Origin of the sequence: Pseudomonas qingdaonensis, assembly GCF_018398475.1 — a bacterium.
GTDB lineage: Bacteria > Pseudomonadota > Gammaproteobacteria > Pseudomonadales > Pseudomonadaceae > Aquipseudomonas > Aquipseudomonas palmensis.
In genome coordinates this window covers 2361007-2385568 of sequence record NZ_CP074676.1, presented here as the reverse complement: position 1 = coordinate 2385568, position 24562 = coordinate 2361007, and the positions used below count along the sequence as shown (strand labels likewise).

35 protein-coding genes, 1 tRNA gene and 3 pseudogenes are annotated in these 24562 nt (G+C 62.1%); 23 read left to right on the top strand and 16 right to left on the bottom strand.

Annotated features, from left to right (window positions below; genetic code table 11):
- Window positions 1–3 precede the first annotated feature (3 nt).
- Together KH389_RS10930 and KH389_RS10925 are read right to left on the bottom strand one after the other, a co-directional pair.
- The gene (locus tag KH389_RS10930) at window positions 4–1449 is read right to left on the bottom strand and encodes an ATPase domain-containing protein (RefSeq protein ID WP_213607515.1); all 1446 of its coding nucleotides are present in this window, start codon (window positions 1447–1449) and stop codon (window positions 4–6) included.
- A 4-nt stretch (window positions 1450–1453) separates the two neighbouring features.
- On the bottom strand, window positions 1454–2617 hold the full coding sequence (locus KH389_RS10925; protein ID WP_043861728.1) for a two-component system sensor histidine kinase NtrB: 1164 nt from the start codon (window positions 2615–2617) through the stop codon (window positions 1454–1456).
- Between the two features lie 269 nt (window positions 2618–2886).
- Here KH389_RS10925 and KH389_RS10920 point away from each other — a divergent pair, with 269 nt between their 5' ends.
- From KH389_RS10920 to KH389_RS10880, 9 genes are all read left to right on the top strand, one after another.
- Window positions 2887–3081 (top strand): hypothetical protein, encoded by a 195-nt coding sequence (locus KH389_RS10920; RefSeq protein WP_043861727.1) that lies wholly within the window; start codon window positions 2887–2889, stop codon window positions 3079–3081.
- A 14-nt stretch (window positions 3082–3095) separates the two neighbouring features.
- Entirely contained in the window at window positions 3096–3800 is a 705-nt protein-coding gene (locus tag KH389_RS10915) for a YoaK family protein (RefSeq protein ID WP_213607346.1), read from the top strand.
- A gap of 109 nt (window positions 3801–3909) precedes the next feature.
- Window positions 3910–3994: transfer RNA gene (locus KH389_RS10910), tRNA-Leu, on the top strand.
- A 208-nt stretch (window positions 3995–4202) separates the two neighbouring features.
- On the top strand, window positions 4203–4625 hold the full coding sequence (locus KH389_RS10905) for a nuclear transport factor 2 family protein (protein WP_213607345.1): 423 nt from the start codon (window positions 4203–4205) through the stop codon (window positions 4623–4625).
- Window positions 4622–5386 (top strand): SDR family NAD(P)-dependent oxidoreductase, encoded by a 765-nt coding sequence (locus KH389_RS10900; RefSeq protein WP_213607344.1) that lies wholly within the window; start codon window positions 4622–4624, stop codon window positions 5384–5386. The genes KH389_RS10905 and KH389_RS10900 overlap by 4 nt, the downstream gene beginning before the upstream one ends.
- Window positions 5383–6630 carry an NAD(P)/FAD-dependent oxidoreductase gene (locus tag KH389_RS10895; RefSeq protein ID WP_104572580.1) on the top strand — a complete coding sequence of 416 codons (1248 nt, stop codon included), beginning with the start codon at window positions 5383–5385 and terminating at the stop codon, window positions 6628–6630. Before KH389_RS10900 ends, KH389_RS10895 begins: the two co-directional genes overlap by 4 nt.
- Window positions 6627–7442, top strand: coding sequence for a DUF1365 domain-containing protein (locus KH389_RS10890; RefSeq protein ID WP_213607343.1), 816 nt, complete (start codon window positions 6627–6629; stop codon window positions 7440–7442). Before KH389_RS10895 ends, KH389_RS10890 begins: the two co-directional genes overlap by 4 nt.
- On the top strand, window positions 7429–8700 hold the full coding sequence (locus KH389_RS10885) for an SAM-dependent methyltransferase (protein WP_043861721.1): 1272 nt from the start codon (window positions 7429–7431) through the stop codon (window positions 8698–8700). Before KH389_RS10890 ends, KH389_RS10885 begins: the two co-directional genes overlap by 14 nt.
- 26 nt (window positions 8701–8726) lie before the next feature.
- A complete protein-coding gene (locus tag KH389_RS10880) occupies window positions 8727–9227 on the top strand; it encodes a DUF2878 domain-containing protein (RefSeq protein ID WP_100632522.1) in 501 nt (166 codons plus the stop codon).
- Here the strand turns inward: KH389_RS10880 and KH389_RS10875 are convergent.
- From KH389_RS10875 to KH389_RS10865, 3 genes are all read right to left on the bottom strand, one after another.
- The gene (locus KH389_RS10875) at window positions 9196–9720 is read right to left on the bottom strand and encodes a DUF3833 domain-containing protein (protein ID WP_213607342.1); all 525 of its coding nucleotides are present in this window, start codon (window positions 9718–9720) and stop codon (window positions 9196–9198) included. The two genes, KH389_RS10880 and KH389_RS10875, sit on opposite strands and share 32 nt — an antisense overlap.
- Complete coding sequence (locus KH389_RS10870) at window positions 9717–10250, bottom strand: chalcone isomerase family protein (RefSeq protein WP_213607341.1); 534 nt, start codon at window positions 10248–10250, stop codon at window positions 9717–9719. Before KH389_RS10870 ends, KH389_RS10875 begins: the two co-directional genes overlap by 4 nt.
- Before the next feature lie 112 nt (window positions 10251–10362).
- Window positions 10363–10554, bottom strand: coding sequence for a hypothetical protein (locus KH389_RS10865; RefSeq protein ID WP_043861717.1), 192 nt, complete (start codon window positions 10552–10554; stop codon window positions 10363–10365).
- Between the two features lie 168 nt (window positions 10555–10722).
- Between KH389_RS10865 and KH389_RS10860 the strand changes: the two genes are divergently transcribed.
- Window positions 10723–11124: a glycine zipper domain-containing protein gene (locus KH389_RS10860; RefSeq protein WP_043861716.1), complete on the top strand. Its 402-nt coding sequence runs from the start codon at window positions 10723–10725 to the stop codon at window positions 11122–11124.
- A gap of 71 nt (window positions 11125–11195) precedes the next feature.
- Here KH389_RS10860 and KH389_RS10855 read toward each other — a convergent pair whose 3' ends face one another.
- From KH389_RS10855 to KH389_RS27735, 3 genes and pseudogenes are all read right to left on the bottom strand, one after another.
- On the bottom strand, window positions 11196–11492 hold the full coding sequence (locus KH389_RS10855) for a hypothetical protein (protein ID WP_043861715.1): 297 nt from the start codon (window positions 11490–11492) through the stop codon (window positions 11196–11198).
- Between the two features lie 78 nt (window positions 11493–11570).
- Window positions 11571–11864, bottom strand: a complete 294-nt coding sequence (locus tag KH389_RS27740; RefSeq protein ID WP_229590273.1) for a CZB domain-containing protein — start codon at window positions 11862–11864, stop codon at window positions 11571–11573.
- Between the two features lie 102 nt (window positions 11865–11966).
- Window positions 11967–12242 (bottom strand): annotated as a pseudogene (locus KH389_RS27735) (methyl-accepting chemotaxis protein); the annotation flags it as partial.
- 639 nt (window positions 12243–12881) lie between these two features.
- Between KH389_RS27735 and KH389_RS10845 the strand changes: the two are divergent.
- Window positions 12882–13289, top strand: a complete 408-nt coding sequence (locus tag KH389_RS10845) for a hypothetical protein (RefSeq protein ID WP_213607340.1) — start codon at window positions 12882–12884, stop codon at window positions 13287–13289.
- A gap of 31 nt (window positions 13290–13320) precedes the next feature.
- Here the strand turns inward: KH389_RS10845 and KH389_RS10840 are convergent, their stop codons facing one another.
- On the bottom strand, window positions 13321–13743 hold the full coding sequence (locus KH389_RS10840; RefSeq protein ID WP_213607339.1) for a hypothetical protein: 423 nt from the start codon (window positions 13741–13743) through the stop codon (window positions 13321–13323).
- Window positions 13744–13873: 130 nt separating this feature from the next.
- Between KH389_RS10840 and KH389_RS10835 the strand changes: the two genes are divergently transcribed.
- The 4 genes from KH389_RS10835 to KH389_RS10820 all read left to right on the top strand — a co-directional run bounded on the left by KH389_RS10835 (window position 13874) and on the right by KH389_RS10820 (window position 15436).
- Window positions 13874–14308 carry a GNAT family N-acetyltransferase gene (locus tag KH389_RS10835; protein WP_213607338.1) on the top strand — a complete coding sequence of 145 codons (435 nt, stop codon included), beginning with the start codon at window positions 13874–13876 and terminating at the stop codon, window positions 14306–14308.
- 34 nt (window positions 14309–14342) lie between these two features.
- Complete coding sequence (locus tag KH389_RS10830; RefSeq protein ID WP_213607337.1) at window positions 14343–14597, top strand: helix-hairpin-helix domain-containing protein; 255 nt, start codon at window positions 14343–14345, stop codon at window positions 14595–14597.
- A gap of 154 nt (window positions 14598–14751) precedes the next feature.
- The gene (locus tag KH389_RS10825; RefSeq protein WP_043861710.1) at window positions 14752–15084 is read left to right on the top strand and encodes a hypothetical protein; all 333 of its coding nucleotides are present in this window, start codon (window positions 14752–14754) and stop codon (window positions 15082–15084) included.
- A gap of 25 nt (window positions 15085–15109) precedes the next feature.
- Window positions 15110–15436 (top strand): DUF2388 domain-containing protein, encoded by a 327-nt coding sequence (locus KH389_RS10820; protein ID WP_043861709.1) that lies wholly within the window; start codon window positions 15110–15112, stop codon window positions 15434–15436.
- Window positions 15437–15565: 129 nt separating this feature from the next.
- Here KH389_RS10820 and KH389_RS27580 read toward each other — a convergent pair.
- Window positions 15566–15757: pseudogene (locus KH389_RS27580) on the bottom strand (hypothetical protein); the annotation flags it as partial.
- Between the two features lie 170 nt (window positions 15758–15927).
- Between KH389_RS27580 and KH389_RS10810 the strand changes: the two are divergent.
- Window positions 15928–17076 carry a serine hydrolase domain-containing protein gene (locus KH389_RS10810; RefSeq protein WP_100632515.1) on the top strand — a complete coding sequence of 383 codons (1149 nt, stop codon included), beginning with the start codon at window positions 15928–15930 and terminating at the stop codon, window positions 17074–17076.
- 34 nt (window positions 17077–17110) lie between these two features.
- Here KH389_RS10810 and KH389_RS10805 read toward each other — a convergent pair whose 3' ends face one another.
- Together KH389_RS10805 and KH389_RS10800 are read right to left on the bottom strand one after the other, a co-directional pair.
- Window positions 17111–17407, bottom strand: coding sequence for a hypothetical protein (locus KH389_RS10805; protein ID WP_043861706.1), 297 nt, complete (start codon window positions 17405–17407; stop codon window positions 17111–17113).
- Window positions 17408–17642: 235 nt separating this feature from the next.
- Complete coding sequence (locus tag KH389_RS10800) at window positions 17643–18062, bottom strand: hypothetical protein (protein WP_147303867.1); 420 nt, start codon at window positions 18060–18062, stop codon at window positions 17643–17645.
- A 314-nt stretch (window positions 18063–18376) separates the two neighbouring features.
- On the opposite strand from KH389_RS10800, the gene KH389_RS10795 reads away from it, so the two are divergent.
- The gene (locus KH389_RS10795; RefSeq protein WP_058540376.1) at window positions 18377–18862 is read left to right on the top strand and encodes a GNAT family N-acetyltransferase; all 486 of its coding nucleotides are present in this window, start codon (window positions 18377–18379) and stop codon (window positions 18860–18862) included.
- A gap of 72 nt (window positions 18863–18934) precedes the next feature.
- Here KH389_RS10795 and KH389_RS10790 read toward each other — a convergent pair whose 3' ends face one another.
- Both KH389_RS10790 and KH389_RS10785 read right to left on the bottom strand, forming a co-directional pair.
- On the bottom strand, window positions 18935–19402 hold the full coding sequence (locus tag KH389_RS10790; RefSeq protein ID WP_213607335.1) for an anti-virulence regulator CigR family protein: 468 nt from the start codon (window positions 19400–19402) through the stop codon (window positions 18935–18937).
- Between the two features lie 103 nt (window positions 19403–19505).
- A complete protein-coding gene (locus tag KH389_RS10785) occupies window positions 19506–19706 on the bottom strand; it encodes a hypothetical protein (RefSeq protein WP_054914285.1) in 201 nt (66 codons plus the stop codon).
- A 175-nt stretch (window positions 19707–19881) separates the two neighbouring features.
- Between KH389_RS10785 and KH389_RS10780 the strand changes: the two are divergent.
- Window positions 19882–20208, top strand: a pseudogene (locus tag KH389_RS10780) (nucleoid-associated protein); the annotation flags it as partial.
- Between the two features lie 272 nt (window positions 20209–20480).
- On the opposite strand, the gene trbK reads toward KH389_RS10780, so the two are convergent.
- Window positions 20481–20825 carry an entry exclusion lipoprotein TrbK gene (gene trbK / locus KH389_RS10775; protein ID WP_238596478.1) on the bottom strand — a complete coding sequence of 115 codons (345 nt, stop codon included), beginning with the start codon at window positions 20823–20825 and terminating at the stop codon, window positions 20481–20483.
- Window positions 20826–21195: 370 nt separating this feature from the next.
- Between trbK and KH389_RS10770 the strand changes: the two genes are divergently transcribed.
- From KH389_RS10770 to KH389_RS10755, 4 genes are all read left to right on the top strand, one after another.
- Entirely contained in the window at window positions 21196–21585 is a 390-nt protein-coding gene (locus KH389_RS10770; RefSeq protein WP_213607334.1) for a response regulator transcription factor, read from the top strand.
- Window positions 21586–21747: 162 nt separating this feature from the next.
- A complete protein-coding gene (locus KH389_RS10765) occupies window positions 21748–22014 on the top strand; it encodes a hypothetical protein (protein WP_116054750.1) in 267 nt (88 codons plus the stop codon).
- Window positions 22011–22325, top strand: coding sequence for a hypothetical protein (locus KH389_RS10760; protein WP_213607333.1), 315 nt, complete (start codon window positions 22011–22013; stop codon window positions 22323–22325). The genes KH389_RS10765 and KH389_RS10760 overlap by 4 nt, the downstream gene beginning before the upstream one ends.
- 84 nt (window positions 22326–22409) lie before the next feature.
- Window positions 22410–22748 carry a hypothetical protein gene (locus tag KH389_RS10755; RefSeq protein ID WP_213607332.1) on the top strand — a complete coding sequence of 113 codons (339 nt, stop codon included), beginning with the start codon at window positions 22410–22412 and terminating at the stop codon, window positions 22746–22748.
- A 370-nt stretch (window positions 22749–23118) separates the two neighbouring features.
- On the opposite strand, the gene KH389_RS10750 is transcribed toward KH389_RS10755, so the two are convergent.
- Window positions 23119–23778, bottom strand: coding sequence for a DUF2971 domain-containing protein (locus tag KH389_RS10750; RefSeq protein WP_213607331.1), 660 nt, complete (start codon window positions 23776–23778; stop codon window positions 23119–23121).
- Between the two features lie 110 nt (window positions 23779–23888).
- On the opposite strand from KH389_RS10750, the gene KH389_RS10745 reads away from it, so the two are divergent.
- Window positions 23889–24518, top strand: coding sequence for a hypothetical protein (locus KH389_RS10745; protein WP_213607330.1), 630 nt, complete (start codon window positions 23889–23891; stop codon window positions 24516–24518).
- The last annotated feature ends 44 nt before the right edge of the window (window positions 24519–24562 follow it).

The window sequence follows — 24562 nt, the reverse complement described above, 5'->3', positions numbered from 1 at the left end:
CTTTCATGCCCCTTGCGCCGATGAAGCGGTGCCCGACATCACCGCGCTCGCCTGAACGAACGCCTTGTCGAGCTCGATGCCTGTCGAACGGATGACCAGCTCCAGCAGGGCCGGATCGTATTCACTGTCGCGCACCTTGAGGATCGACAGCAAGCGTTTGAGCTCGGCGTCCAGCTCGACGAAACGCATCAGGAACAGGTTGTCGACGATCGACGACAGCTCCGACGCGGGTGCGTTGATTTCAGAGCCGAACAGGTCGCGCATCTCCCAGGTCGCCAACACCGTCACATCCTCGGCACGCAGCTCGCCCATCAGCGCACGGAAGAACTCGTTGAGCCGCCCCTGGTTGGTGGCCAGCCGGGCAAACGCGCCCAGGCTGTCGATCAGCACCCGTTTGATGCGGTGCTTGCGTACATGGCTGAGCAAACGGGCGCCCACGCCATCGAGCAACCCTTCGGTAGTGGGCTGCCAGGCCAGGTGCACCGCCCCGCTTTTCTCCAGTGCCGGCAGATCGATACCGATGGCCTTGGCCTTGATGCGCAAGCGCTGCGGGGTCTCGTAGAAGCCGAAATGCAGGCCCGGCTCGGCCACTGTGGCACCGGCCAGAAAACTCAGGCCCAGGGAGGTCTTGCCAATGCCCGACGGCCCCATCGCCAGCGAGACCGAAGCGCTGGGAAAGCCCCCGCCCAGCAAGCCATCGAGACTGGCCAGGCCCGTGCCGACGCGGGTCAACACCTCGCTGCCCGGGCTGGAGGGGTGGCTGTAGAGTGCTTCAAGGCGCGGATACACCTTCAGCCCCTGCTCGGTGATCTCGCATTCGTGCACCCCGGACAGCGCCCCGCTGCCGCGGGTCTTGCGCAACTGGATGCGTCGCACTGAACGTGCGCCGTACAGGTCCTCGCCCAGCTCGATGACGCCATCGACCATGGTGTGTTCCGGGCTGCCGTCATCCAGGCGCGAACTGGTAAGCAGCAGCAAGGTGCAGCCGGCAAACGCGGCATGGCCTTGCAGCTCTGAAATGAACTTCTTGGTGTCGAGCACGTTTTCGGCGCGTGAACGTGCATTGAGCAGGCCGTCGACAATCAGCAGGGAGGCGCCCTGGCGGCCGATTTCACCGCGCAGCAGCTTGACCACCGCCTCCAGCCCCTCGCTTTCGAGGGTATCGAAGGCACTGACGAACTGCAGCTGGTTGCCCACCAGCGCAGGGTCGAAAAAGCTCAGGGTGGACAGGTACTGGAACAGACGCTCATGGGACTCGCTCAGCAGCGTCGCCACCAGCACCCGCCCGCCCGTGGCCACATGGTTGAACGCCAACTGGTTGGCCAGGATGGTCTTGCCCGAGCCCGGGCGACCCTGGACGATATAGGACGAGCCGGCCACAAGGCCGCCCTTGAGCAGGTCGTCCAGACCTTCGATGCCTGTAGCAAGACGCTTGAGCTGCTCCACGATAGGTTCACTCGCTTTGAAGGTTGTCGGGCTGGGGTGGCTGCCATGCCGGCAGGCACAGGGTCATGCAGGTGCCGCGACCGCTTTCGCTCTCGACCCTGATACAACCGTTGCTCTGCTTGGCAAAACCGTAGGCCTGGCTCAACCCCAGGCCGGTTCCCTTGCCAAAACTCTTGGTGGTGAAAAACGGTTCGAAGATGCGCGGCAACACCGCAGCATCGATACCACGTCCGGGGTCGCGCACGCTGATGAGCACATGATCGCCAACCAGCCCGTCCCACTCCCCCTGCAGCACCTGGTTGCGTGCAACCAGTTCGATGCGCCCCTCGGCATCCATGGCGTCACGGGCGTTGAAGATCAGGTTGAGCAGCACCATCTGCAACTGGCCGCTGTCCACCTCGATATCCGATACCTCGCCCTGGATATCTACCTGCAATTCGATGCCCTTGGGCAGCGCCTGGGACAGCAACGCCTGGCTCGCCCGGACCAACTGCGCCACATCGACCCGGCTTGTGCTTTGCACCTTGCGCCGGGCAAACCCGAGCAACTGCTGGGTCACCTGGCTGCCGCGTTCGCCGGCATCGACGATATGCTGCAACAGGCGCTCGGTACGCTGCGGGTCGCGAGAGGTCATGGCCAGCTTGGCCGAGCCGATGATGATCGTGAGCAGATTGTTGAAATCGTGGGCCATGCCCCCGGTAAGCTGGCCGAGGGCTTCCAGCTTCTGCGACTGGAACAGCTGCGCACGCATGGCGTCCAACTGTAATGCGGCTTCCCGACGATCGGTGATGTCGCGGGTGATTTTCGCCAGCCCGACCACCTCGCCCTGCTCGTCCCGAATCACATCCAGTGCCGCCAGGGCCCAGAACTGCGTGCCGTCCTTGCGCATGCGCCAGCCTTCGTCCTGTGCCCCACCGGTGCTCAGCGCACGATTGAGCAACCAGCCAGGCCGGCCTTCGGCGCAATCCTGCGGTGTGAAGAACATCGAGAAGTGCCGACCGATGACCTCGTCGGCGTTGTAGCCCTTGATGCGCTGGGCCCCCAGGTTCCACGAAACCACATGGCCCTCGAGGTCGAGCATATAGATGGCGTAGTCCGCAACGGTCTGCACCAACTGCTCATAGCGGCTGGCGTGCATGGTTTGAAGGTCAGAGCGCTGGGAAGAATCCATGGCAAACCCGCAGGCACCGCAGTGAGGACAATGAGAAGGTAGACAACCGGGTGCCTCTGCAATTCCGTAATTTCGAAACAGTCGTATCGACCTGCAGGACGTGAACGATAAATCACTGGCGGAACAGTGGCGCAGTGATTGCCCGGTGTCAACGGGTGCTCAGCTATCCGGGCAGTGCCCGGGGAAATCGTTCCGGGCCGGGGGGCAACTTGTTATAGTCCACAGGTGCAAGCGCAACCGGGGGAAGGACGTTGACCACAGATGCAAGGATGAAAGGCATTCACGATGACCTGGAGCACACCGCCGCCGATCTGGAGCAGATCGCGCGCGAAATGGCCGGGCATGCGCGCTACCTGCAGCACTCGGCCCACCCGCAGGATGCCCTGGAAGTGCAGCGCAGCATCAATGGGCTGCAGGCATCGATCGACCAGTTGCGCAGCGTGGCCGACCGCATCGAACCCTAGCCCCGGAGACGCCCATGCTGCCAGAGCGCCCACAGGGCCAACGCGGGCCGCTGACTACCCTCGTCTACAAGCGCCGGGGCCGCGTCGGGTTGTTTTTCGTCGCCGCCCTGTCGGTGCTGGCGGGCATGACCGACGCCATCGGCTTTCTCGCCACCGGCGATTTCGTTTCTTTCATGAGCGGCAACACCACGCGCATGGCCGTCGCCCTGGGCGATGCGCACTGGGCACTGGTGGCCCGCCTGGCCCTGCTGATCGGCGCCTTCATTGCCGGCAACGCGCTGGGGGTGATCATCGCCCGCCTGAGCGCCAAGCGAGCATGGCCGCTGCTCGCCCTGTCGGCGGCACTGCTGCTGGGGGCAGGCCTGTGGGGCGCGCAGGCGCAGTTGCCGGCGCTGCTGGGCGCGATCATCGCCATGGGCATGCTCAATGCGGCGGTCGAAGAGGTGAACGGGCTGCCCATCGGGCTGACCTATGTAACCGGCGCCCTGTCGCGCTTTGGCCGCGGCCTGGGCCGCTGGCTGATGGGGGAGCGGCGTCCGGGCTGGCGCGTGCAACTGGTGCCGTGGTCCGGCATGTTCGGCGGCGCAGTGCTGGGCGGGCTGCTGGAGCACCGCTACGGCCTGACGGCGCTGATGGCCTGCGGTGGCTTCGCCCTGGCGCTGGCCATCGTGTCACTGCTGATTCCGCGCCGCTGGCTGCGGCGTTACATGGCAAAGTAGCGGGTGCGCGAGTTGACTCGAATATAACGATGAGTTATAAAGCCGCCTTGATCCGGAAGGTAAAGTGTCGCACACACCCTGTGCCTGACCTTGCAGCCGGATGATCCGTGCGAGTGTGGTGGAATTGGTATACACAGCAGACTTAAAATCTGCCGGCGTGAGCCTTGCGGGTTCGAGTCCCGCCACTCGCACCATCTTCTGAAAAGCGCCCCTTGGGGCGCTTTTCTGCTTTCTGCGTCCTGCGTTCTCCCTCGCCTTGCCCCTGCCCCTGCCTCCATTTCCCTGCAGCAAAATCTGCAGGGATGAATTGACTTGTACAAATTTCCCTCTAACCTGCAAATATCTTGTACAAATAACAACACGTGTACAACTAAATGACCACAATGGTCATGGGTGCAGGCAATGTCCGAGTATCTCAAACGCTTTGCAGAGCGATTCTGCGCGATCGACGCGCACAACCTGAGTGTGCTGCGCGAGTTGTACAGCGACGATGTCCAGTTCCGCGACCCGCTACATCAGATCCACGGCATGGCCGCGCTGCAGGATTATTTCGCTCAGCTGTACGCCAACGTCGATCAGGTGCGCTTCGAGTTCCACGGCTATGACCAGGTCGACGACGGGAAGGGCTACCTGCGCTGGACCCTGCACTACCGGCATGCGCGCCTGAACGGTGGGCGCCCGGTTCAGGTACAGGGTTGCTCGCACCTGATGTGGCGCGACAAGGTCTACCTGCACCATGACTACTTCGACGCCGGGGCGCTGCTGTACGAGCACCTGCCGGTGATGGGCAGCGTGATCGGCTGGCTCAAGCGGAGGCTGGCATGAGACGCATCTGGCTGACCGGCGCCAGCAGCGGCATTGGTGCGGCACTGGCCCCCCTGCTGCTGGCCCAGGGGCATCGCCTGGCGGTCAGCGCGCGCAATGCCCAGCCCTTGCAGGCATTGGTGCAGCGCTACCCCGACCAGGTACTGGTGGTACCGGGCGACCTTCGCGAGGGTGACCAGGTGCGCGCGATCGCCCAGCAGATCGCCCAGGCCTGGGGTGGCCTGGACCAGGTGATACTCAACGCCGGCACCTGCGAGTACCTGGACAGCGAAGCCTTCGAAGCCGCCATGGTCGAGCGCGTGGTGGCTTCCAACCTGTTCAGTGCCAGCCACTGCGTGGAGGCTGCCCTGCCCCTGCTGCGCCAGGGCCGACAGCCGCACCTGGTGGCCGTGGCCAGCGCCGTGACCTTTCTGGCGCTGCCCCGCGCCGGTGCCTATGGCGCCTCCAAGGCCGCGGTGCGCTACCTGTTCGAATCGCTGCGCATCGACCTGGCCCGCGAAGGCATTGCCGTGACGCTGGTCAGCCCGGGCTTCGTCGACACCCCGCTGACCCGGCGCAACGACTTCCCCATGCCGCTGTGCTGGCCCGCCGAAAAGGCCGCACGCCATATTGCCCGGCGCCTGCACAAGCGCCCGTACACCATTGCCTTTCCGCTCCTGTTCATCGCTGGCCTGCGCCTGGTCGCGCTGCTGCCGGTGAGCCTGCAACTGGCACTGGGCAAGCACCTGTCACGGCCACTGCGCCAGGAACCCCACCCATGAAGATAGCCATCATCGGCAGCGGTATCGCCGGGCTTACCTGCGCCCACCTGCTGCAGCGCCAGCACGCCATCACGCTGTACGAATCCAGTGACCGGATTGGCGGGCACACCCATACCGTCGACGTGCAGCTTGGCGAGCGACACTACGCGGTGGATACCGGGTTCATCGTGTTCAACGACTGGACCTACCCCAACTTCATCCGCCTGCTCGATCAGCTGGGCATCGCCTCGCGCCCTACCGAAATGAGCTTTTCGGTCCACGACCCGCAGACCGCCCACGAGTACAACGGCAACACCCTCAACAGCCTCTTTGCGCAGCGCCGCAACCTGTTGTCGCCGCCCTTCTGGGGCATGCTCTACGACATCCTGCGCTTCAATCGCCAGGCCCTGAACGACCTGGAGCAGCAGCGAGTCAACGACACCCTTTCGCTGGGCGACTACCTGTACATGAACGGCTACGGCGAGCGTTTCATCGACCACTACATCGTGCCGATGGGAGCCGCCATCTGGTCGATGCCGCTGGCGCAGATGCTGGGCTTCCCGCTGCAGTTTTTCGTGCGCTTCTTCAAGCACCACGGGCTGCTGTCGGTCAACGACCGCCCGCAATGGCGGGTAGTGGAAGGTGGCTCGCGCAGTTACCTGGCCCCGCTGTGCGCACCGTTTGCCGAACGCATTCGCCTCAACTGCCCTGTACTGGGCGTGACCCGCGATGCCGACGGTGTCAGCCTGTTCAGCCGAGCAGGCATGGAGCGTTACGACAAGGTGGTGTTCGCCTGCCACAGCGACCAGGCGCTGCTGATGCTGCATGATCCCAGCCAGGCCGAGCGCGAGATTCTTGGCGCGCTGCGCTATGCCGACAACGACGTGGTCCTGCACACCGACACCCGCCTGCTGCCGCGTCGTCCCCTGGCCTGGGCCAGCTGGAACTACCGCCTGGGCGGCTCGCAGTCCCAGCCGGCCGCCGTCACCTACAACATGAACATTCTGCAGGGCATCGATGCCCCGCAGACCTTCTGCGTGAGCCTCAACCAGACCGGCGCCATCGACCCCGGCAAGGTCCTTGGCCGCTACACCTATGCCCACCCGCAGTTCAGCCTGGCCGGGGTACGGGCCCAGGCGCGTCACGCCGAACTGTGCGGTGCCCGACACAGCTACTACTGCGGCGCGTACTGGGGCAACGGCTTTCATGAAGACGGCGTGGTCAGCGCGCTGCGCGTGGCCGCCGAATTTGGTGAGCAGTTGTGAACAGTGCGCTCTACCAGGGCTGGGTCAGCCACCGCCGCCCCGCCAGGGGGGATTTCGGCTTTGCCTACCGCATCGGCCTGCTGTACCTGGACCTGGACGAGCAGGCGCAGCTGCCAGCGCTGTCGAGGCTGGCCGGCAGGGGCCGGTGGAGCGCCTTTGCCTTCGACGAGCGGGACTATCTGCCAGCCGCCACTCACCAGGGCACGCCCCTCAAGAGCGCCGTGCTGGACCTGCTCGAACAGGTGCTGCACCACCGCCCCCAAGGGCCGGTGTGCGTACTGACCCAACCCCGCAGTTGGGGCCTGGCCTTCAACCCGGTGAGCTTTTTCTACTGTTTTGACGGTGACGGGCGTCTGGCTGCGATTCTCTGCGAGGTCACCAACACGCCCTGGCGCGAACGCTTTCACTACGTGTTGCCCGCCGACGGCCCGGGGCCGTGGAACTTCAGCGTGGCCAAGGCGTTTCATGTGTCGCCGTTCCTGCCCGCCGACCTGGAATACCGCATGCACTTCTGCACACCTGCAGCACGTATCCGTGTGCGCATGGAGGACTGGCAGGCACACACCCGGGTGTTCAGCGCCGTGCTGAACCTGGCGCGCATCGACCTGGACCGACGCAGCCTGCACCGGCACCTGCTGAGCTTCCCGTGGATGACCGCCAAGACCCTGCTGGCCATCCATTGGCAGGCGTTGCGCCTGCTGCTCAAGCGTCATCGCCTGTTCGACCACTTCGCCGCCCGGGGCACCTGGCGGCGAGCCAAACCGATCAATGCACCCGACAGCGCAAAGGACACCCCCCATGAAGAGCCCTGAGGCAATCCCGGCAAAACGCTTCGCGTCCGCCGGCAACGGCATCGGCGTGATGCTGCTGCGGCGCGCTGTGCTGCGCCAGCTCGAACGCCTGCGCCACGGCGCACTGGTGGTCATCGAAGCCAATGTGGTGCACCACTTCGGCGACGCCGGCGCGAGCCTGCAAGGGCATGTCCAGGTAGTGGACGACGCGCTATGGGGCCTGGTGGCCAGCAACGGCTCGATTGGCGCAGGCGAAGCCTACGTCCACGGCTACTGGACCAGCCCGGACCTCACCGCCGTGGTCCGCGTGCTGGTGGCGAACCTGGAGGTACTCGACGGCCTGGAAGGCGGGCTGGCACGCCTGGGGCGCCCGCTGCTGCATGGCCTGCACTGGCTCAACCGCAATACCCGGCGCGGCGCCAGACGCAACATCGCCGCCCATTACGACCTGGGCAACGAACTGTTCGAGCGCCTGCTGGACCCGAGCATGATGTACTCGGCGGCCATGTTTCAGGGGGCCGACGATACCCTGGAACAGGCCCAGCACTACAAGTTGCAGCGCATCTGCCAGAAGCTCGCCCTCACCCGCGACGATCACCTGCTGGAGATCGGCACCGGCTGGGGCGGCCTGGCCATTTACGCGGCACGCCACCACGGCTGCCGGGTAACCACCACCACGGTGTCGGCCGAACAGTTCGCCTATGCCCGTCGACGCATCGACGAAGCCGGCCTGCAAGACCGCATCACCCTGCTGCTGGAGGATTACCGCGACCTGCAGGGCCAGTACGACAAGTTGGTTTCCATCGAGATGATCGAAGCTGTCGGCCATCGCTACCTCAGCAGCTACTTCAGGCAATGCGCGCGGCTGCTCAAGCCCGATGGCCTGATGCTGCTGCAGAGCATCACCATCCGCGAACAGCGCTACGCACAGGCGTGCCGCTCGGTCGACTTCATCCAGCGCTACATCTTTCCGGGCGGCGCCCTGCCTTCGGTGGGGGTGATGCTGCAGGTGATGGGCCGCGACACCGATCTGAACCTGCACCACATGGAAGAATTCGGCCTGCACTATGCGCGCACCCTGCGCTGCTGGCACCAGAACCTGCAGCAGGCGCGCCAGCCGTTGCAGGCGTTGGGTTATGACGACACGTTCTACCGCTTGTGGGAGTTCTACCTGTGCTACTGCGAGGGGGGCTTTCTGGAGCGTGCCATCGGCACCGCCCAGCTGTTGCTGGCCAAGGCCGGCGCACGGCCCGCACCGCTGCTGGGGCAACCAGGCTGAACCGGCGGACAGCGCATTGGGCAGCGGTGCTGAGCAATGCGCTGCTGTTTCAGCTTGGCTGGTTCGCCTGCGTGCTGGGTGCTCGCCACCCCGCCTTGCTGGCAGTGGCAGTGGCCTGCCTGGTGACGCACCTGAGCTGCCTGGCCAGGCCCGGCGAGGTGCGCCTGATCGTCGCCGTCAGCCTGTGCGGGTGGCTGACCGACAGCCTGCTGCTGGCGCTTGGGGTGTTCGAATTTGGCGGTCATCGTTGGCTGCCGCCGTTCTGGCTGCTGTTGCTGTGGCCGGTGTTCGCCTGCACCTTGCGCCACAGCCTGCACTGGACCGCCAACCCCTGGTGGCGGGCCAGCCTGCTGGGCGCGGTGGGCGGCCCGTTGTCCTACTGGGGCGGTGTGCAGCTTGCCGGTGCCGGGCTGCCATTGGGCACCTGGCCGAGCCTGCTGGTGCTTGCCGCCGTGTGGGCCTTGCTGCTGCCGGTACTGCACCGTCTCGGCCGGCCTACTGCACCTGCTTGCGAAAGAACAAGGTGACCTGCCCGACTTCGATGCCGAACTTGGTCATGGAGGAGCGGTTGGCCAGGGTGTTATCGTCCAGCAGGTACATCCAGTCGTCGAAGCGGATGGCCCAGGTCTTGCCGTCCACCGGTACGTCGAGCACGTACTGCCAGCGCAAGGCGAAACCGGCGTTCTGCCCGCGCGCCTCTTCCACCACATCCCCGGCCGTGCCGCGCCAACGTCCCGGGCCGTCCGGGCGAATGGTCCAGGTGCGTTGCTGCCGGGTGCCGTCGCTGTAGGTGAAGTGCTCGTTCAGCACCACGTTATCGCCTTCGCTGCGCCCTTCGATCAGCACGTGAAAACGCTTGATGACCTCGCCGGAACGCTTCTGCACGATGCCCCAGCCGTCGACGCGGCCGTTGAAGTACTGGCGCAGGTCGAACGCCGGTGACTGGTTGCGGTAAGCCTCGACATCGACATTGCCGCAGCCGGCCAACAGCAGGAACACCAACAGGTACCAGGCTTTCATGGGGAAGCTCCAAGGAGTTGCCGACGCAAGTCGGGGTAGCGGCTGCGAGGGTCCAGCCAGATGGCGAAGAACGCACGGGCGAATGCCTGGTCACGCACTTCGTGCTGCAGGCGCTCCCCCACATAGAAGCGACAGCCCAGCCCGGGAACGTACACGCCCGTGATGCGCATACCCGCCTCGACATCCACGAACGCCTGCTGCATCTGCGCCTGCCACTGGTCCCGTTGCGCTGCCGTCAGCGGGGTGGCAGACAGACGCTGGATCTCCTCGAGGCTGACCTTGACCAACCGCTCGCGACTGACCGCGCGCCGGTAGGTGATCTCGAGGACGAAGCCATCGCCCTCGTTCAAGCGTGCACCGGGGGCCCACAATCGCGCCGTATAGATATCCAGGCCCCAGGTCCTGAATTCAGCACTGCCTACCAGAAGCGCATCCGGCAGGTCGGCCCGCCACCCCGCCTGGGCGTAACCGCAGGCCAGCACACCGATCAGCAACAGCAGCCTGCACAGCGCGATGGGTGGTGGTCGCATGCGGTACTCCCTGGCAGCCCCTTGGGCGGGGGTTGCGGCGATACTTGCACATGGAAAATTTTCTGTACAAGTTAATTGCCGTATCTGTACACGCTAGCACAGCCTGCAGAAGTCACTGCTTGACGAACACTACCCACGACGGCGAGGAGTCGATGATCTGCTCCTTGAACTCGATCTGGACCTGTCCTGCCCCGAACAGGCTGATGTCCTTCAGGCCCAGGCCACCCTGAACCACCACCCGTGCATCCTGTGGAAGCCGCGACAAGGCTGCCACCAGCTCGCCAACGGTCTTGTACTGCGCCATATCAACCTCACTGTGCAAAAGCCAATCGGCCATCTTCGCCGAGGCCCGCGAAGCCTCGCAAGGGCGCACCACGTTTTTAAATGGCGCGACGGGAAACCAAACCTTCAGCGCGCGGTCTGAACAGCACCAAAAAATCATCTTGCAGATCAAGTACCTGAGGTTCACATCATGCGTTTCACCCTGCCTACCCTCGCCCTGGGTATCCTGCTGCCCCTGACTGCCGTTGCCGGCGACGGCACCACCGCCATCGGTGGCGGGCTGGGCGGCGCACTGGGCAATGTCGTTGGCCAGCAGATCGGCGGCAGCACCGGCGCCGCCATCGGTGCCGGGCTGGGTGGCGCTGCAGGTAGCGCGGCTGGTGCGCGCAAGGGCAACCGCACCCAGGCCGCCGTGGGCGGCGGCCTGGGGTCGGCTGGCGGCTCACTGATCGGCAATGCGCTGGGCGGCTCCACCGGTTCGACCGTCGGCGCCGGCCTGGGCGGCGCGGCCGGGGGCGCGGTGGGCAATCATCTGGCAGATGACAACAGGCACAGCGCCAGCAAGCACAAGCGCAAGCACCGCCACCGTTAAGTCGCCTGCCACTACGCAAACGTCCGGCCATGTGCCGGACGTTTGCGTTTTGCATTGCAGCACAGTTGCAGTCAAACCACGCTGTACCACAGCACAAATGCCGCCATTGCGATGCCCTGCACGATCAGCAACACCCGAGCACCATCAGGCCGGAACGCCAACAGCCAATAGGCAAACACCAGTGGCAGGCACAGCAGGTTGGTCAGTGCCAGCGCGAAGATCGCCAGCACCGGGCCCAGCGAGGGGAACATGCTGGCCGGGCTCAACAGGCAATACAGGGAAGCACAGAGACCAACCGCCGCAATGATAACTGCACAGACAACGCAGAAACGACGCGCGACGTCGCGCTCATCCAGCTCCCCAACCATGCAGCACTCCCTTTACCCGATCCGATCGCACGGATCCTACCACTTTTGCTCCCTCGCGCCGGTGCCTGCAACTGTCGATCAATCGCCGCGATGGGCGAGCGCCTGCAGCACCTGGTTCACCTTGAGGCTGGCGGTCTCCATGCTGTCCAGCGAGGCCACCACCGCGCTCCAGTCCTTGTGCTGCGCCTGGTGCAGCGCATGGCTGGCCGATTCGTGGCAGATACGGTGGGGGTCGTCGAGCTGGGCGAATGCCCGGTCGTGCTGGTAGATCTGCTGGGTTTCCGGCATCAGGTACCACTTGCCCAGGCGGCAATGCTTGTGGTCCGACAGCTCAAGGTTCGGGTCCTGATTGAACAGGCGCAGGTACACCATCAGCTTGAACAACAGGTGGTCGAGCTTGACCGCCTCGCAGAACGAACTGAGGGCCATGTTCTCGATCAGGGTGGTCATGTGGTCCCCCATCACCACCATTTCGTCCAGGGTCTGCGCCGAGGTCGACACGTCGCCAGCCAGGCGCGTGGCTTCATTGGAGAGGTTGCCGATCGAGTTGCTCGCCGCCGTGGTATCGACATTGATGGCGTCCACCAGCACGCTGATGTCCTGGGTGGCCTGGTGGGTGCGCTGGGCCAGGGCCCGTACCTCGTCGGCCACCACCGCAAACCCGCGCCCCTGCTCACCGGCCCGCGCCGCCTCGATGGCGGCGTTGAGTGCCAGCAGGTTGGTCTGGTCTGAAATGGCCTTGATCAAGCCCACGATGCTGCTGATTTCGCTGACCCGCGCCTGCAGGTGGGTCACGCTCTCGACACTGCTCACGCCTTGACCGGCCATGTGCGTGAGCGAGGTGGAGAACGACGAAAGCAGTTCGGACGTCTCGCTGAACACGCCGCTGTTGGCCTTGAGGTGGTCGACCTCCCCGCGCAGGGTTTCGGCCTGGCTGACCACCCCATCACGGGTCTGCTTCATCGACTCGTCGAACATGCCCATCTTGCTGTGCAGATCACATTGGTAACGGCTGTAGGCATTGAGCTCGGCCTGCTCACCCTGGGTTTGCGCCAGCAAATCGGTCAGTTGCTGGTTTTCCTGCTGGAGCGCCAGATTCTGCTGCTTCAGCTCCTGCAACTCACGCGCCTGTGCGTTGACCTGTTCTCGCCACTTTCTACCAAACATTGCCACAACTCCCCGGCACGCAACGCCTATCGATATGTGCCTCGATTTTAAAGGCGCAGCAGGGAGGCAACATTGACATCAATCAGCCATCATGCATGAATTGGCCCCTTGCGCACTGCCGCAGAGCGTCTGCATCGCATTTTTCGCGCCCTTGAAAATGCCCATGGCCATGGCACAGTGCGTGGGCTGCAGTGTTTTCTCTTCGTTGTCGCAGGTAGCTGTATGGACAAACTCACCACCTTTCGAATGGGCCTCACCCTGGCTGCCGTACTGGGCCTGATGCCCCTGACGCTGCTGTTCATTGCCGGGTGCATCGGTTTTTTCTTCCCGATGTTGGTCATCAGTGAGCAACCGCTGTTCGCGATACCCATAGCCATGGGCCTGATGTCGATTTCGTTGTTCGGCCTCTGGTCGTGCTGGAAGATCTACCTGCTGGCGATGGCTGAAATACCCGTGGTACCCAACCGCCGCCTGCTGATCTGCGGGGTGGCAGTCACACTGATATGGGGCGGCGTGCTGGCCGGCTTCACTCACAAGTTCCCGCAGTTCGTGTACATCTTCACGATGCCCGGCCTGCTATCGGCCGCCCTGTTGTGGCATACACTGCGGCGGGAACGGCAGGCGGGGTGACGCGCCCCTTCATCCCCCCTTGGTCATCGGCTTAGCGCTGGTCAGCCTCCAGCGACCTATCGGGCCTGCGCCGCTCGAGGGCGACCGCAAGCCCCGCCAGCAGAATGGCCAGCGTGTAGGCAAAAAGACCAAGGTTGACGCCCAGGATCATCTTCTCCGAACCGTCGGTGAGTACCATCGAGCCGCCGTAGCCATCGCGCAGCCAGTACGCCATCAGGAACCCGCCGGTGACGAACAGGGTCAGCAGGCTCGCCAGCCTCAGGTTATCGCGCCCCCACACCAGCCAGACGCTGTACGCACCAATGGCGGTATTGGTGAAGAGTTGCCAGGTTTCATGCAGGCGCGCGTGTGGCTCCCAGGCCTGATTGAAGACGTGGGTATCATTGATTTCGAGGATCGGTACCACGACGGCGTAAAACACGATACCAACGGTGACCATCAACTTCGCTATCATCGCAAACTTCCTTGTTCAGACCATGACGGGACTATTCGGCACTGTAGCGCCAAGTTGCGTATATCGCGACTTTTATGGATTCAGTGTCCCTGAAGTACACTTCGCGGCATCAAACCGACAAGGCGAGACCATGAGCTTATCCATCAGGCAGGCCCTGACAGAGGACATCCACCACCTGACAGGCATTGACGCTGTTGCACGCAACGATGAACGCCGCCGCGAGCAGCTTGCGCAGGCCATCCGCGCACGTGAGTGCTGGATTGCCTGCAAAGCGAACGACGCCGCCGCCCCCTTGGGTTATGGTTGCCTGGACCGAAGCTTTTTCGGTGAGTACTTCATTCCCCTGGTGGTCGTTTCAGATGCATCCAGGCGCACCGGTGTCGGCCGCCAGCTGATGACACACCTGGAGCGAGTCGCCTCGGCGCAGAAGGTTTTCACATCCACCAACACCTCCAACCTGCCGATGCGCCAACTCCTGGCACAGCTGGGCTATCAACACAGCGGGACAATCGAAAACCTCGACCCGGGCGACCCGGAACTGGTGTTCGTGAAGTTCATGCGTTGAGCGGGCTTCGACAGAACAGAAAAGGATTTCATCGATGGCATTTTCCCCGACAGAACGTACTGCCCTGCTGGCGCTCAAGGGCGTAGGCCCCACCGTCATCACCCGGCTCGAGCAGATGGGCATCGATTCCCTGGCCGAGCTGGGCAGATCGGATGTCACTGACATCCTTGCCCAGGCATCTGCCGCATTGGGCTCGACCTGCTGGAAGAACAGCCCCCAGGCCAGGGCCGCCATTAGCGCAGCCGTGGACCTGGCCAGAGGGCTGGCCGACGGTGAGCCCGCGCGCTAGCGAACTCCCCATCGATGGCGGAACCGCCCGGCGCAGCACTGGCATCGCCCGGGCGAATCTTTCAAAACGAGACTCAGCGCAGGGTAATGAAAACCCTCACCCTGTAGTCTGCAGCGCTAACGCAACAATGATGCAACTACCAGGACCCGTGACCATGAAGTGCAAGTACCTGTTGCCCCTGGTGCTGCTGGCCGGCTGCACCACCCAGCCCAATCATCAGCCCAATCATCAAGGCATCGACTGGGGCCAGGGCACTTGCCCGGCCCCAGACCCGCAGAGCATCTCGCCCAACCACCAACTGGTGATCGAAGATGGCAAGACGCTCAAGTGCCAACTGCGCCCCTACGTGTCGAACATGGCATGCCAGGGCATCGTCGACAGCCAGAATGAAGGCGTCATCTGCCAGGACAACGTGGGCAACCAGATCATCTTTCTGTTCGACGACAAGGGCGTGCTGAGCCTGCATCGAAGCCTGAGATCACGCTAAGCCACCCGGTGCAATGGAACCGCAAATGACCGTATGGAACGCCCTGGGCGCCGCCCTGCTTGTCCTGGCCAGCAGCCACGCTGCGGCTGCCGAAAACGCCAATCCGTTCGACAAGGCGCTGATGTACACCACGTTCGTGCCGAGCATCCTGGTGGCGGGCACCACCGCGCTGACCTTCAATGCGCCCGATCTGTTCAAGTCGGCCAGAAGCGATGCGCTGGCCTTCGTTGGCTCGGATGGCCAGATACGCGGCGCACAGTTCGAGCAGGCGTCTCGGCATTATCGTGCGACCGCCCGGCCACCTTTGATGACAGATCGGCAGCTGGCTCAGGCGATCACCGCCACCTACTGACCAGGCGAGGGTTCAGGCACCGGACTCAGGATCGCTCGCAGGCACGTCGCGCGTCTCCTTTCTCCCATCGCCCTGCTCGCGCAATGGCGAGCCCGCATGCGGGTGGTCGTCGCGACTGTGGTTTCCTGCCTCGGGATGCTCGCTCAGTACCGAGTTGCCGGCCTCCACATCGGTCATGTCTTCTTCGACCGCCGCTTCGTCGTCAGACGGCAGTGGCACCTCTGGCGCCTCGCGCCTTGGATCGTGACCGGTTTCGTTGTCGGTGGTGCGCGTAACGCCCTGCTGTGACCTGTTGCCAGGTGCGTTCTCGTCGATGTCCATGGTGCTTCTCCAGGCTGCTGCACGGGATGCCCGCGCATAAGCGTGAGAAGCCTCGCAGGGTGTGGGAGTGCCGGGCATTGGACGAACGGTGCGCACAAGCGCAGGGCACCGGCGCCCCCACCGCGCAGTACGGGCTAGAGTTCAGCGCTCGATCGAATGGAGTCAATGAGATGCAGGTACAAGGACGATGTGACGCTGCTTTTGAACCGGTCCGCCAGGCCTTCGCCGCCATCCTGGATGAGCCCCACGAGCGCGGTGGCGGTGTCTGCATACAGGTCGGCGGCAAGACCGTCGTAGACATCTGGGGCGGCGTGAAGGATGCGCACGGCCATGCCCCCTGGCAGCGCGATACCCTGGTCAACGCCTATTGCACCATCAAGCCGATCACCGCTGTGGCGGTACTCATGCTGGTGGAACGGGGCCGACTGGGTCTGGATGATCCCGTGGCCAAACACTGGCCTGAATTCGCTCGACACGGCAAAGAACGAATCACCCTTCGCCAGGTGTTGAGCCATACCAGCGGCTTGCCTGCGCTGCGCCTGCCGGATCGCACGCCCCACATGTACGACTGGAACCACATGGCCCAGGTGACAGCAGACGAACAGCCGTGGTGGTCGCCAGGCACACAGGTGGGGTACGGCGCGACCACCTATGGCTGGATCATCGGTGAGCTGATCCGCCGCGTGGACGGTCGCGACGCCGGGGTTTTCATACACCAGGAGATCCTCGAACCCCATGCGCTGGATGTGTTCCTGGGCGTGCCTGCCGATCAGTTCAAGCGTATCGCTCACTTCGAGCATGCGCCCGGCCGAGTGGGTGACCGGTTCGCACAGGACCTGCGCACCCTCATCCTCAATGAGCCTGCGCATGTGGCGACCCTGGCATTCACCAACCCCAGCCTTTCACCCACCCGTACGGGTAATCCGCGCTGGTGGGGCTACCACCAGCCGGGCGTCTGCAGCCATGGCAACGCCCATGGCCTGGCGGGCTTCTACAGTGCCCTGCTGCAAGGCAAGTTGTTGGGGCCACAACTGTTGAAGGCGTTCGGCACAGAGCAAAGTGCAGGGTTCGACCAGACCCTGCGGCGCCCCATGCGCTATGGCCTGGGTTGCATGATGGAACATGCCGCCGACCCTGACGCGTCCTATTGCATGGGGCCGCAGGCATTCGGTCATGTTGGGCTGGGCGGGCCGGTGGCGTTCGCAGACCCAGACCGGGAGATGAGCTTTGGTTTCGTGACCACCACCATGGGCAGCCATGTGCTGATGGACCCTCGCGCCAGAACGCTTGCGGCACTTGCCTTCGCAGCGGTTGAGTGACGCATCGTGCCAGCGCTTACCGGGCGCTGGCGCTTCAGTCCTGATCGGCCAGTTCGCAGACGCCATTCGCACGATTCTTGCCGGTGTACGACACATCCGGCGAGCCGTCGGGCCTGATGGTGAGCGACACGGTTATCCCGCTGCCCTTGGCTTCGAAATAGTTGTCGTTGAATTTCTTCAACGTGGCCTCTTTGCCATTGATATAGATCGGCCCGCCTTCATCGGCGTGAACCTCGATGTTGCCTGGGCAGGTGGCGTTAAGCAGCGGGATGTCCGCATGGGCAATGCCGGCAGCGCTCACCAGCAAGGCGCCCAACAGTAGCTGTTTCATTGAATTGTCTCCTGAGTCGGCCAGGTGCCGAAACATCAGCAATAGCTCACTTCAACGGTGCACGCCACCCTGGTGCAGGGGCGGATGAATCGAATGCGCTACCACAGCGATGGATTCAAGATGAAAAGAGCCCCTCTCGGTCAACCAGCAAAGTGGCTGCAAGCAAAATGCCACCAAGTGCAAGAATGTTCGGAGCTGTTTTAAAATGCGCACTTTGTCATTTCAAAGGAATGAACTAGTGGTAAGTCACAATGCCGTCGCGTGCCCACACTGTCACGGGCAGAATGTTCAACTGCTGTCCGTTATCCATGCCGCAGGCACCTCCCGCATCAAAACCACTCATCAAGTGCAATCCGGAGTAGGGCCAAGTGTTACGGTCGAGACGACGGGTAAACATCAGACTGACCTGGCCGCCAGCGTCTCTCCCCCACCAGGCAAACGCTTGCTGGGGCCCGTCATACTTACGATCGTGGGCTCCATCATCCTGTATGACGGCCTTAAACTCATGAACACCTGGTGGGGAGTCGATTGGACCAGGTTCTTCATTGGCGTTGCGTTCATTGCAATCGGCGTGATCGGTTTTGTTCGTCATTGGCGGTTCAACGTCGCGCAATACGACAAGTTGGAAGTCTGGCGCCGTAGTTGGCTTTGTCATGCTTGCGGCACCCGATTTGAGCCCTCATAACGTGTGAGGTCACTGTCCCGACGCGTACTTGAGCCCGTCTAGCGCGGGCTTTTTTTGAGCCATTTTTCTGCATGAGCATAATTTAAGGGCCGCCAGCTTCTGGTTGTACTCGTCGAGGCTCATGCCGCAGGCGCTGTCACCGTACTGGTTGGCCAGGTTCAGCTTTTGCTGGTTGATCCGGTCGGCGATGGTGGCGGCATCGGTCTGCTCATCACGCCCCTGGACATTGAAATAATGGTGGGTTGCCGGTATTGGTGAACATCAAGTCATCCGCAAGGCAAATCATGCAGCTAACGTTCCGACATCTCAGCGATGTTTCAACCGATGACATCATGGCGCTTAACAACAATCCAGATGTCTTACGCCAGATGCCCTTGGGCCGCCCCGACTTTGACGAAAAAAAATGCAAGGTATGGGTCGCCCAAAAAGAGGCCCAATGGGTCCTTAACGGATATGGGCCCTGGGCCTTCTTCGTCGAGAATGAATTTGCCGGTTGGGGTGGGCTACAGAAAGAGGGCGACGACGCCGATCTTGCCTTGGTGCTCCATCCACACTACTGGGGATTGGGAAAGGTAATTTTCAATGAAATCGTACGGCGCGCTGTTCAGGAGTTGAGGCTGGAGTCGATTACCCTACTGCTTCCACCAACCAGAGTTCGAATCAAAGGTGTACTGCGCCTAGGGTTTCGCCCTGACGGAGAAGTTGATATCGACGGTACGTACTTCAGGCGCTATCGGCTCCTTGTCGGGCCAAGCGCACAGCACCCGTAACCCTTCAACTCGCATCCAGAGGAGCAGGCGCGCCGCCTGAAAAGCCTGATGCGAGCTTCTAATAGATCGAGCTTAATCCAGCACTCCATTTATCACTTCGTAGATGATGCCAGTGGCAATAGCAACGAGAATCAAGTCTGTGCCAGCTTGTTGCCACTCATAGCCATCGTAGCGCGGTAGATGGCCGATAAGTCTTGCGTCGAGCTTTTTCGCGATGCCAGGAGGGAGCGGTTTTCCTCGTGCCAAGTTCTTCTGGATGCCAGGCGGTAGTGCTGGGCCTGGGGCCCAATAATTGTGGTAACTGTTCAGAACGTTCAGGACGCTGCCACGATCAATATTCGGGCCGTGGTCCCAGTCATTTTGCCCTGAACGCGTTCCCTTCGCCCCGCCCCCCTGGTTGCCGTGGCCTTGAGCATTGTGAGCGTTACCCTTTCCGTTGCCTTGCCCTTTTCCATTACCGGGGTCAGCGCATGCGCCGACCGAGCCTGTAATTAAAACAAGGCTTGTAAGCACTGAGATCAACATTTTCGATTTGAGCATGGCCGTACTCTCAGAAAGGGGATAGCCCCTCCAATGTAGACGACGCTGGATGAAAAGATTCACTCACCCCCATGCCGCATCCGGCCACGGAGGGCCACCAGAGTCACCATCTGCCTGCCAGGTAGAACATGCCTCCTGCAAACACAGTCAAGATGATGCCGTCCAGTACATCGCCAAATGCGGCGTTATCTGAGCACCATGCTTCGAGCTGTGCGGCCAGAAAGAAGATCGCAATGAACAACACGACGCCCGCGATGCGCCGCTGAACCTTGAACCTGGCTTTGTCGGTTCCGAACCACAGCATTCACGCCTCCTTCAGTCATCCATCCATAACCCCACGATAACTTGCGTAGGCGCTCAGGTCACAAAGGGCGGCGCATGCCGCCGCGAAGCATTACGTCTTGCCCCACCTGAATGCGCTCCCGCATTGACCCTGTTCCGACCGGTTGATGTTGATATTTGGGCCTCACTACACGGTGCAGGTGCTCGATGAAGATCGACCCGCGACCTTCGCCGAATTTATCAAGGCCGGGGACTACGGCCTGATGGAAAGCTTCACTGCGCACAAGCGCACCCTGAACCAGTTCAGGCGCTACACCGGTCGAGCAGAGGGTTTGTCGATCAGCTTCGAGCCTCACTTGCTCGGCTCCAAGATTGAGTTCGACCAGGACAGCAGCAGCCTGACTATCCGCAACCTGCCAACGCAGCTTACTGATCAACTGAAGCGCCGCGCGGCCTGCCCCTTCGGCGCCGCCCGCCAGTGCCTCAGCGCTTGTCATGGAGCTCGGGAGGCCAAGCGCTCATGAACCACATCATTCCGGGAATCATCACGTAGATCCAGTGCTTGCCAGGGTAAACGCAGATGCCGACAGTCCAGATGACGAGCAACGTACCGCCCGCTCGCCGACGCCTCCGCGGCGTGAACCATTCCTGAAATGCCTTATGCTTTTCCCGCAGTTTCACTACCACTCTCCCTGTTTGGTAAGCGGCGAAGCATAACACCAGCAGCGCTGCCCGCCAGCGCCTTCCCGCCATACGAAAACGCCGCCTGATGAGGCGGCGCTGACTGTAACGGACGTTACCAGGTCTTTGGCTCTGACTTTTTGTACGAGCCACCAGTCATGCACTTCTCGACCAGGTCTTCGCGAGCCTTGTTGTCTGGAAGCGACTTCAGGTAGTTGGGCTGGCAGTGTTCGGTAGTCGGCTCGTAAGCGGCAGTATCTACGGCGTCTTCTTTGCAGCCAGCCGAAATGGCTGCAGAGGCTGCTACGAGGGAAAGAAAGAAGACGGATTGGCAACTGACCCAGGCGTGCAGCGTAAAGCGCCAAGAACAGTTATCCGGCGGGCAGAAGGCCGCGGCCGGAGGAACAAACAACGATGTGCACCCGGCCTGTCGCCAGTAGCGAGGCCGGGATGGTTTCACCGACTGGCCTTGGCCACAGGGCCAGACGGGAAATCAACAGGAGGGTCGCCATCATGAAGTAGGAAGCGAAGTGCCTCGCCCAGCCATGGGAATTGGCAGCTCCTGGCCGCTACAGAGCCAGGCGCTGGCAGGCCGAGAGAATAGCCTGCCCGGAGCGCGCTGGAGCCACCAGCCCCGATAGCCAGTAGGTCTTCGGACGGTCCTGAATCCGTCGCGGTCGATGGCGACGACGCCGGAAACCTAACCGGCCCAATCACCTGGTACTCCCCAGCACCAGGCTACATTGGTCGTGACGCTCGCCCTCCCCCTGGTCCGGGAGTTTTGCGGCGGCGAGCGTTACGACCAATGCAGCCACCCACCGAGGCAAATCATGGAATCGACAATCGTCAGCGGCCAGTGGAAAGGTCATCTCGGGCGCGACCTGGCCCCGCGCGAGCTTCAGTGCCTGCTCGCTGTTGCCCAGGGCATGACCGCGAAAGAGATCGCCCGCTCGAACAACATTGCACCCGGCACGGTCGCGAAGCGGCTGTCGGCGGCGATGTTCGAGCTTGGCGTACAGCGCCGCGCCGCGATGGTTACCGAGGCAATGAAACGCCAGATCATCAGCCCGATGTGCTTTGTGCTTGTCGCGCTGACCGCCATGCACTCACTTGCTGCCGGCGGCGGTGACCCGATGCGGCGAGACCGCCGGGCCCCTGAACGACCCATTGCCCAAGTTCGAGTGCTGCGCCGCGCCGAGAGCGTGGAGCTTCACTCATAGGCGGCCACTGCCTTCCCAGTGGCGAACAACGGAGGATGCCGCCATGTAACCGCCAGCCCTTGCCGGACCGCCACATGCGGCCTCGGTAGCTCACGTGAGGTGGTACTTACTGAGCCAGCCCGGTACGCCGGGCTTTTTCTTGCCCGTCCCTTGGAGATCCCCATGCACCCATCCATGCAGCAGCGCGTCGACGGCCTGGCCGCGATGCGTGCACGAACCACCCTGCCGCCGGCAAACCTGCATGTCATCCTCGGCCTGACCGCGCCGGCCCAGTCGGTGCGCTACCAGGTCGTCGCCAAGGGCAAGGCCTACCACATCATTGAGTGCGCCACGGGCAAGACCCGGGTGTTCTGCTTCAACTACAAGGTTGCGGTCAACACCGCCCAGGCGCTGGAAGCTGCGGCTGATCGCAAGGCGGGCCGGCAATGAACATCGGCAGCCCTATCCCCGACCCACGGCTGCAGGTGACGGCCGACCTCAGCGCGCAGATCGACCAGTTCTTCGCGGCAGGCCGGCGCCCCGTTGCGATCCCTTCCGGCGTGAGTGGCGAAGGCTGCGGCATGAAGAGCCCGCACCAGCGCAAGCAGCGCGCCGCGCGTGATGCAGCGGCGCCCATGGTGCGCGAGTTGGCAGCCCAGGGCCTGAACGCCCAGGAGATCGGCGAGGCGATGAAGACCAGCCATACACGCATCAGGCTGATCGCCCAAGAGAACAGCATCACCCTCGGCGGGTCGGCATGATCCGCCGGGTACTCAACCGCGCGCGGCATGGCCGGCGCCAGCAGCAGATCACTTTGCCGCCCAGCGGCTTGGGAGGTACCGGCCATGGCCGACAAGAAAACGGGTGCTGCGAAACACTCGGCGGATTACCGCGACAGGAAGAAAGCCGAGGCCGAGCGCCTGGGCATCGAGACGCTGCCTGTGGAGTCGGCGGCCGGGACGAGCGCGGAACTGGCCAAGGCGATGAAGGCTCACGGCTACACCCAGTTGCAGGAGCTGCTGCAGGACCTGCACCGGGCGTTTATCGCCGTAGACCATCGAAAGCAAGCGCGCCGCCTGAAAAAGCCTGACGCGCCAGCTTTTAAGATATCGCCAAAACTAGCGCGAAGGTTTGAAGCGGCCAGTCGGGCTGAGCTGAGGTGCGAGCCCGGCGACGCCAGTTAAGAGACGCTGGTCTCTCTATCTGCTTGAGTGAGCCTCACAGAAGTTGATCCACTCCGAAAAAGCCTCGGCGTACTCACTGCGAAGTCGGTCAAACTCCGCAAGAAGGATCCCATTTGGCTTCTGTACCTCTCGATGAAGCTCGACAGGGCCTGATATTTTTCCCCACTGACGCGAGAAAGTCGAGTGACCTCAGCCAAGTACTCCGCACCGTCCATAGCACCTCCTTCAATCCGGCCCAATGCCGGTAATCCGTAATACCCCAACAGTGTGCAAAATGCCAGCCATTGGCTCGGTATCAACAGCCGCTACCTCGTGGTATTTCTGAAAAGAACGGTAACGACTTCCCGCTTGGACCAATAGGCATTGAATTTTAAAGCCACAATGTCTCATCTTTGTTTCTAACCATACTAAAAGTGCTGAAGGCTGCTCTAACCTTGAACGCCTCGACGTGATAATCGAAACCACGCAATGCGTCACCAACCCTTTTGCGGGTTACTACGCTTCGGCTCCCGACAATTACCTGCCGCAACTTGATGCGATTATCTATTGCCTGAAACATCAGCCCAGCTCTGTTGAGCCTTGAAATATCAACGAACACCCTATACTCTTGTTCATATTTCCAGTGCAAGTACTTAGTAGATGCATATGCTTCCATCCAGCGCTTGAATGCAGCTGGATCCAGAAAATCAGTGGGTGAAAGCTTGAGCCTTGAAGAGCGGTAATTTACTTTCATCAAATCGTCTTCGTTGACATCAAATCCAAGACACAACCCTTGGTGCTTATCGGCGTAGTGGGCCCATTGAACTGGATTACTATATCTCGCACTAAAACAAATCAGCCCGAAATTTTCCGCAGCATCCTTCTTTATTTTCTGGAATGCAGCTCTGACCTCTTTATCGGACTGGTGATTACATGAAAATTCAAATGGATCATTTAGGTCTAGAATGGTAGCAACCTTAAGGCGCTGCTTCTCCAAGTTCTCAAGGCCGTACTTAGCATTGCAGAAGTGGTAAACCCGTTTCACGGTCATCCAGCAATCCCCTCATTACTCGCTTTTCAGCTCCGTAATACCCCATTCAAAACCAAATTGCCACCATGCCGCATCCGGCCACGGAGGGCGGCACATGCATGGAGAAAGCCATGAGCCAGTTCTATCTTCAAGACAGCCGACCGCACGCCTACGTCGGCGACGGCCTGTCGTTCTGGGGAGTCGGCGGATCAGGGTATGTCATGGACCTGGACAGGGCTCAGCTGTTTACCCAGGACGGCGCCCTCGTCCACCGCGACACCGACATCCCATGGCCGAAGGACTACGTCGATGCACAAACCCGCCTGGGCGTCGACCACCAGTGCATCAGCCTGGAGGATGCCTTCGAGCAATACCCGAACTCAGCCGAGTTCTACCTGCAGAAGCCGAAGGCCTGGAACGGCAACAACCTGATCTGGCTGGGAGAGATGGTGAACTTCTCCAGCGACCTGAAGCTTGCCATCAAGGTGCCTGCGGCTGACGTAGCGACGGTTTCCAGGCGCTTCAGCCACCACGGTGCCGTGACCTGGCCCTGCGCCTACATCGACGCGCACAGCCGCCGCCTGGTCGAGCGCGACGACGTCGATATCAAGGAGGCACTGCGCGCCACCGGCATCGTGCTACCCAGGCGACAGAAGCCACGGATGATGATGTTCAACTGCTACGGCTGCGGGCGCTTCATCAGCGATCGCCAGCGCTTCGAGAGCAACTGCCGCAACTGCGGAGCAGACAACCGCCCATAGCCGCCTGCCCCTCCGGCGCTGCCCGCCAGCGCCTAGTCCTTCCT

Bases quoted from the DNA above. Each gene is read 5' to 3' on its own strand.
- KH389_RS10925 (WP_043861728.1), bottom strand. From the start codon at position 2,617: ATGGATTCTTCCCAGCGCTCTGACCTTCAAACCATGCACGCCAGCCGC.
- KH389_RS10920 (WP_043861727.1), top strand. From the start codon at position 2,887: ATGAAAGGCATTCACGATGACCTGGAGCACACCGCCGCCGATCTGGAG.
- KH389_RS10915 (WP_213607346.1), top strand. From the start codon at position 3,096: ATGCTGCCAGAGCGCCCACAGGGCCAACGCGGGCCGCTGACTACCCTC.
- KH389_RS10905 (WP_213607345.1), top strand. From the start codon at position 4,203: ATGTCCGAGTATCTCAAACGCTTTGCAGAGCGATTCTGCGCGATCGAC.
- KH389_RS10900 (WP_213607344.1), top strand. From the start codon at position 4,622: ATGAGACGCATCTGGCTGACCGGCGCCAGCAGCGGCATTGGTGCGGCA.
- KH389_RS10895 (WP_104572580.1), top strand. From the start codon at position 5,383: ATGAAGATAGCCATCATCGGCAGCGGTATCGCCGGGCTTACCTGCGCC.
- KH389_RS10885 (WP_043861721.1), top strand. From the start codon at position 7,429: ATGAAGAGCCCTGAGGCAATCCCGGCAAAACGCTTCGCGTCCGCCGGC.
- KH389_RS10875 (WP_213607342.1), bottom strand. From the start codon at position 9,720: ATGAAAGCCTGGTACCTGTTGGTGTTCCTGCTGTTGGCCGGCTGCGGC.
- KH389_RS10870 (WP_213607341.1), bottom strand. From the start codon at position 10,250: ATGCGACCACCACCCATCGCGCTGTGCAGGCTGCTGTTGCTGATCGGT.
- KH389_RS10865 (WP_043861717.1), bottom strand. From the start codon at position 10,554: ATGGCGCAGTACAAGACCGTTGGCGAGCTGGTGGCAGCCTTGTCGCGG.
- KH389_RS10860 (WP_043861716.1), top strand. From the start codon at position 10,723: ATGCGTTTCACCCTGCCTACCCTCGCCCTGGGTATCCTGCTGCCCCTG.
- KH389_RS10855 (WP_043861715.1), bottom strand. From the start codon at position 11,492: ATGGTTGGGGAGCTGGATGAGCGCGACGTCGCGCGTCGTTTCTGCGTT.
- KH389_RS27740 (WP_229590273.1), bottom strand. From the start codon at position 11,864: ATGGTGTACCTGCGCCTGTTCAATCAGGACCCGAACCTTGAGCTGTCG.
- KH389_RS10845 (WP_213607340.1), top strand. From the start codon at position 12,882: ATGGACAAACTCACCACCTTTCGAATGGGCCTCACCCTGGCTGCCGTA.
- KH389_RS10840 (WP_213607339.1), bottom strand. From the start codon at position 13,743: ATGATAGCGAAGTTGATGGTCACCGTTGGTATCGTGTTTTACGCCGTC.
- KH389_RS10835 (WP_213607338.1), top strand. From the start codon at position 13,874: ATGAGCTTATCCATCAGGCAGGCCCTGACAGAGGACATCCACCACCTG.
- KH389_RS10830 (WP_213607337.1), top strand. From the start codon at position 14,343: ATGGCATTTTCCCCGACAGAACGTACTGCCCTGCTGGCGCTCAAGGGC.
- KH389_RS10825 (WP_043861710.1), top strand. From the start codon at position 14,752: ATGAAGTGCAAGTACCTGTTGCCCCTGGTGCTGCTGGCCGGCTGCACC.
- KH389_RS10820 (WP_043861709.1), top strand. From the start codon at position 15,110: ATGACCGTATGGAACGCCCTGGGCGCCGCCCTGCTTGTCCTGGCCAGC.
- KH389_RS10810 (WP_100632515.1), top strand. From the start codon at position 15,928: ATGCAGGTACAAGGACGATGTGACGCTGCTTTTGAACCGGTCCGCCAG.
- KH389_RS10805 (WP_043861706.1), bottom strand. From the start codon at position 17,407: ATGAAACAGCTACTGTTGGGCGCCTTGCTGGTGAGCGCTGCCGGCATT.
- KH389_RS10800 (WP_147303867.1), bottom strand. From the start codon at position 18,062: ATGACAAAGCCAACTACGGCGCCAGACTTCCAACTTGTCGTATTGCGC.
- KH389_RS10795 (WP_058540376.1), top strand. From the start codon at position 18,377: ATGCAGCTAACGTTCCGACATCTCAGCGATGTTTCAACCGATGACATC.
- KH389_RS10790 (WP_213607335.1), bottom strand. From the start codon at position 19,402: ATGCTCAAATCGAAAATGTTGATCTCAGTGCTTACAAGCCTTGTTTTA.
- KH389_RS10785 (WP_054914285.1), bottom strand. From the start codon at position 19,706: ATGCTGTGGTTCGGAACCGACAAAGCCAGGTTCAAGGTTCAGCGGCGC.
- KH389_RS10770 (WP_213607334.1), top strand. From the start codon at position 21,196: ATGGAATCGACAATCGTCAGCGGCCAGTGGAAAGGTCATCTCGGGCGC.
- KH389_RS10765 (WP_116054750.1), top strand. From the start codon at position 21,748: ATGCACCCATCCATGCAGCAGCGCGTCGACGGCCTGGCCGCGATGCGT.
- KH389_RS10760 (WP_213607333.1), top strand. From the start codon at position 22,011: ATGAACATCGGCAGCCCTATCCCCGACCCACGGCTGCAGGTGACGGCC.
- KH389_RS10755 (WP_213607332.1), top strand. From the start codon at position 22,410: ATGGCCGACAAGAAAACGGGTGCTGCGAAACACTCGGCGGATTACCGC.
- KH389_RS10750 (WP_213607331.1), bottom strand. From the start codon at position 23,778: ATGACCGTGAAACGGGTTTACCACTTCTGCAATGCTAAGTACGGCCTT.
- KH389_RS10745 (WP_213607330.1), top strand. From the start codon at position 23,889: ATGAGCCAGTTCTATCTTCAAGACAGCCGACCGCACGCCTACGTCGGC.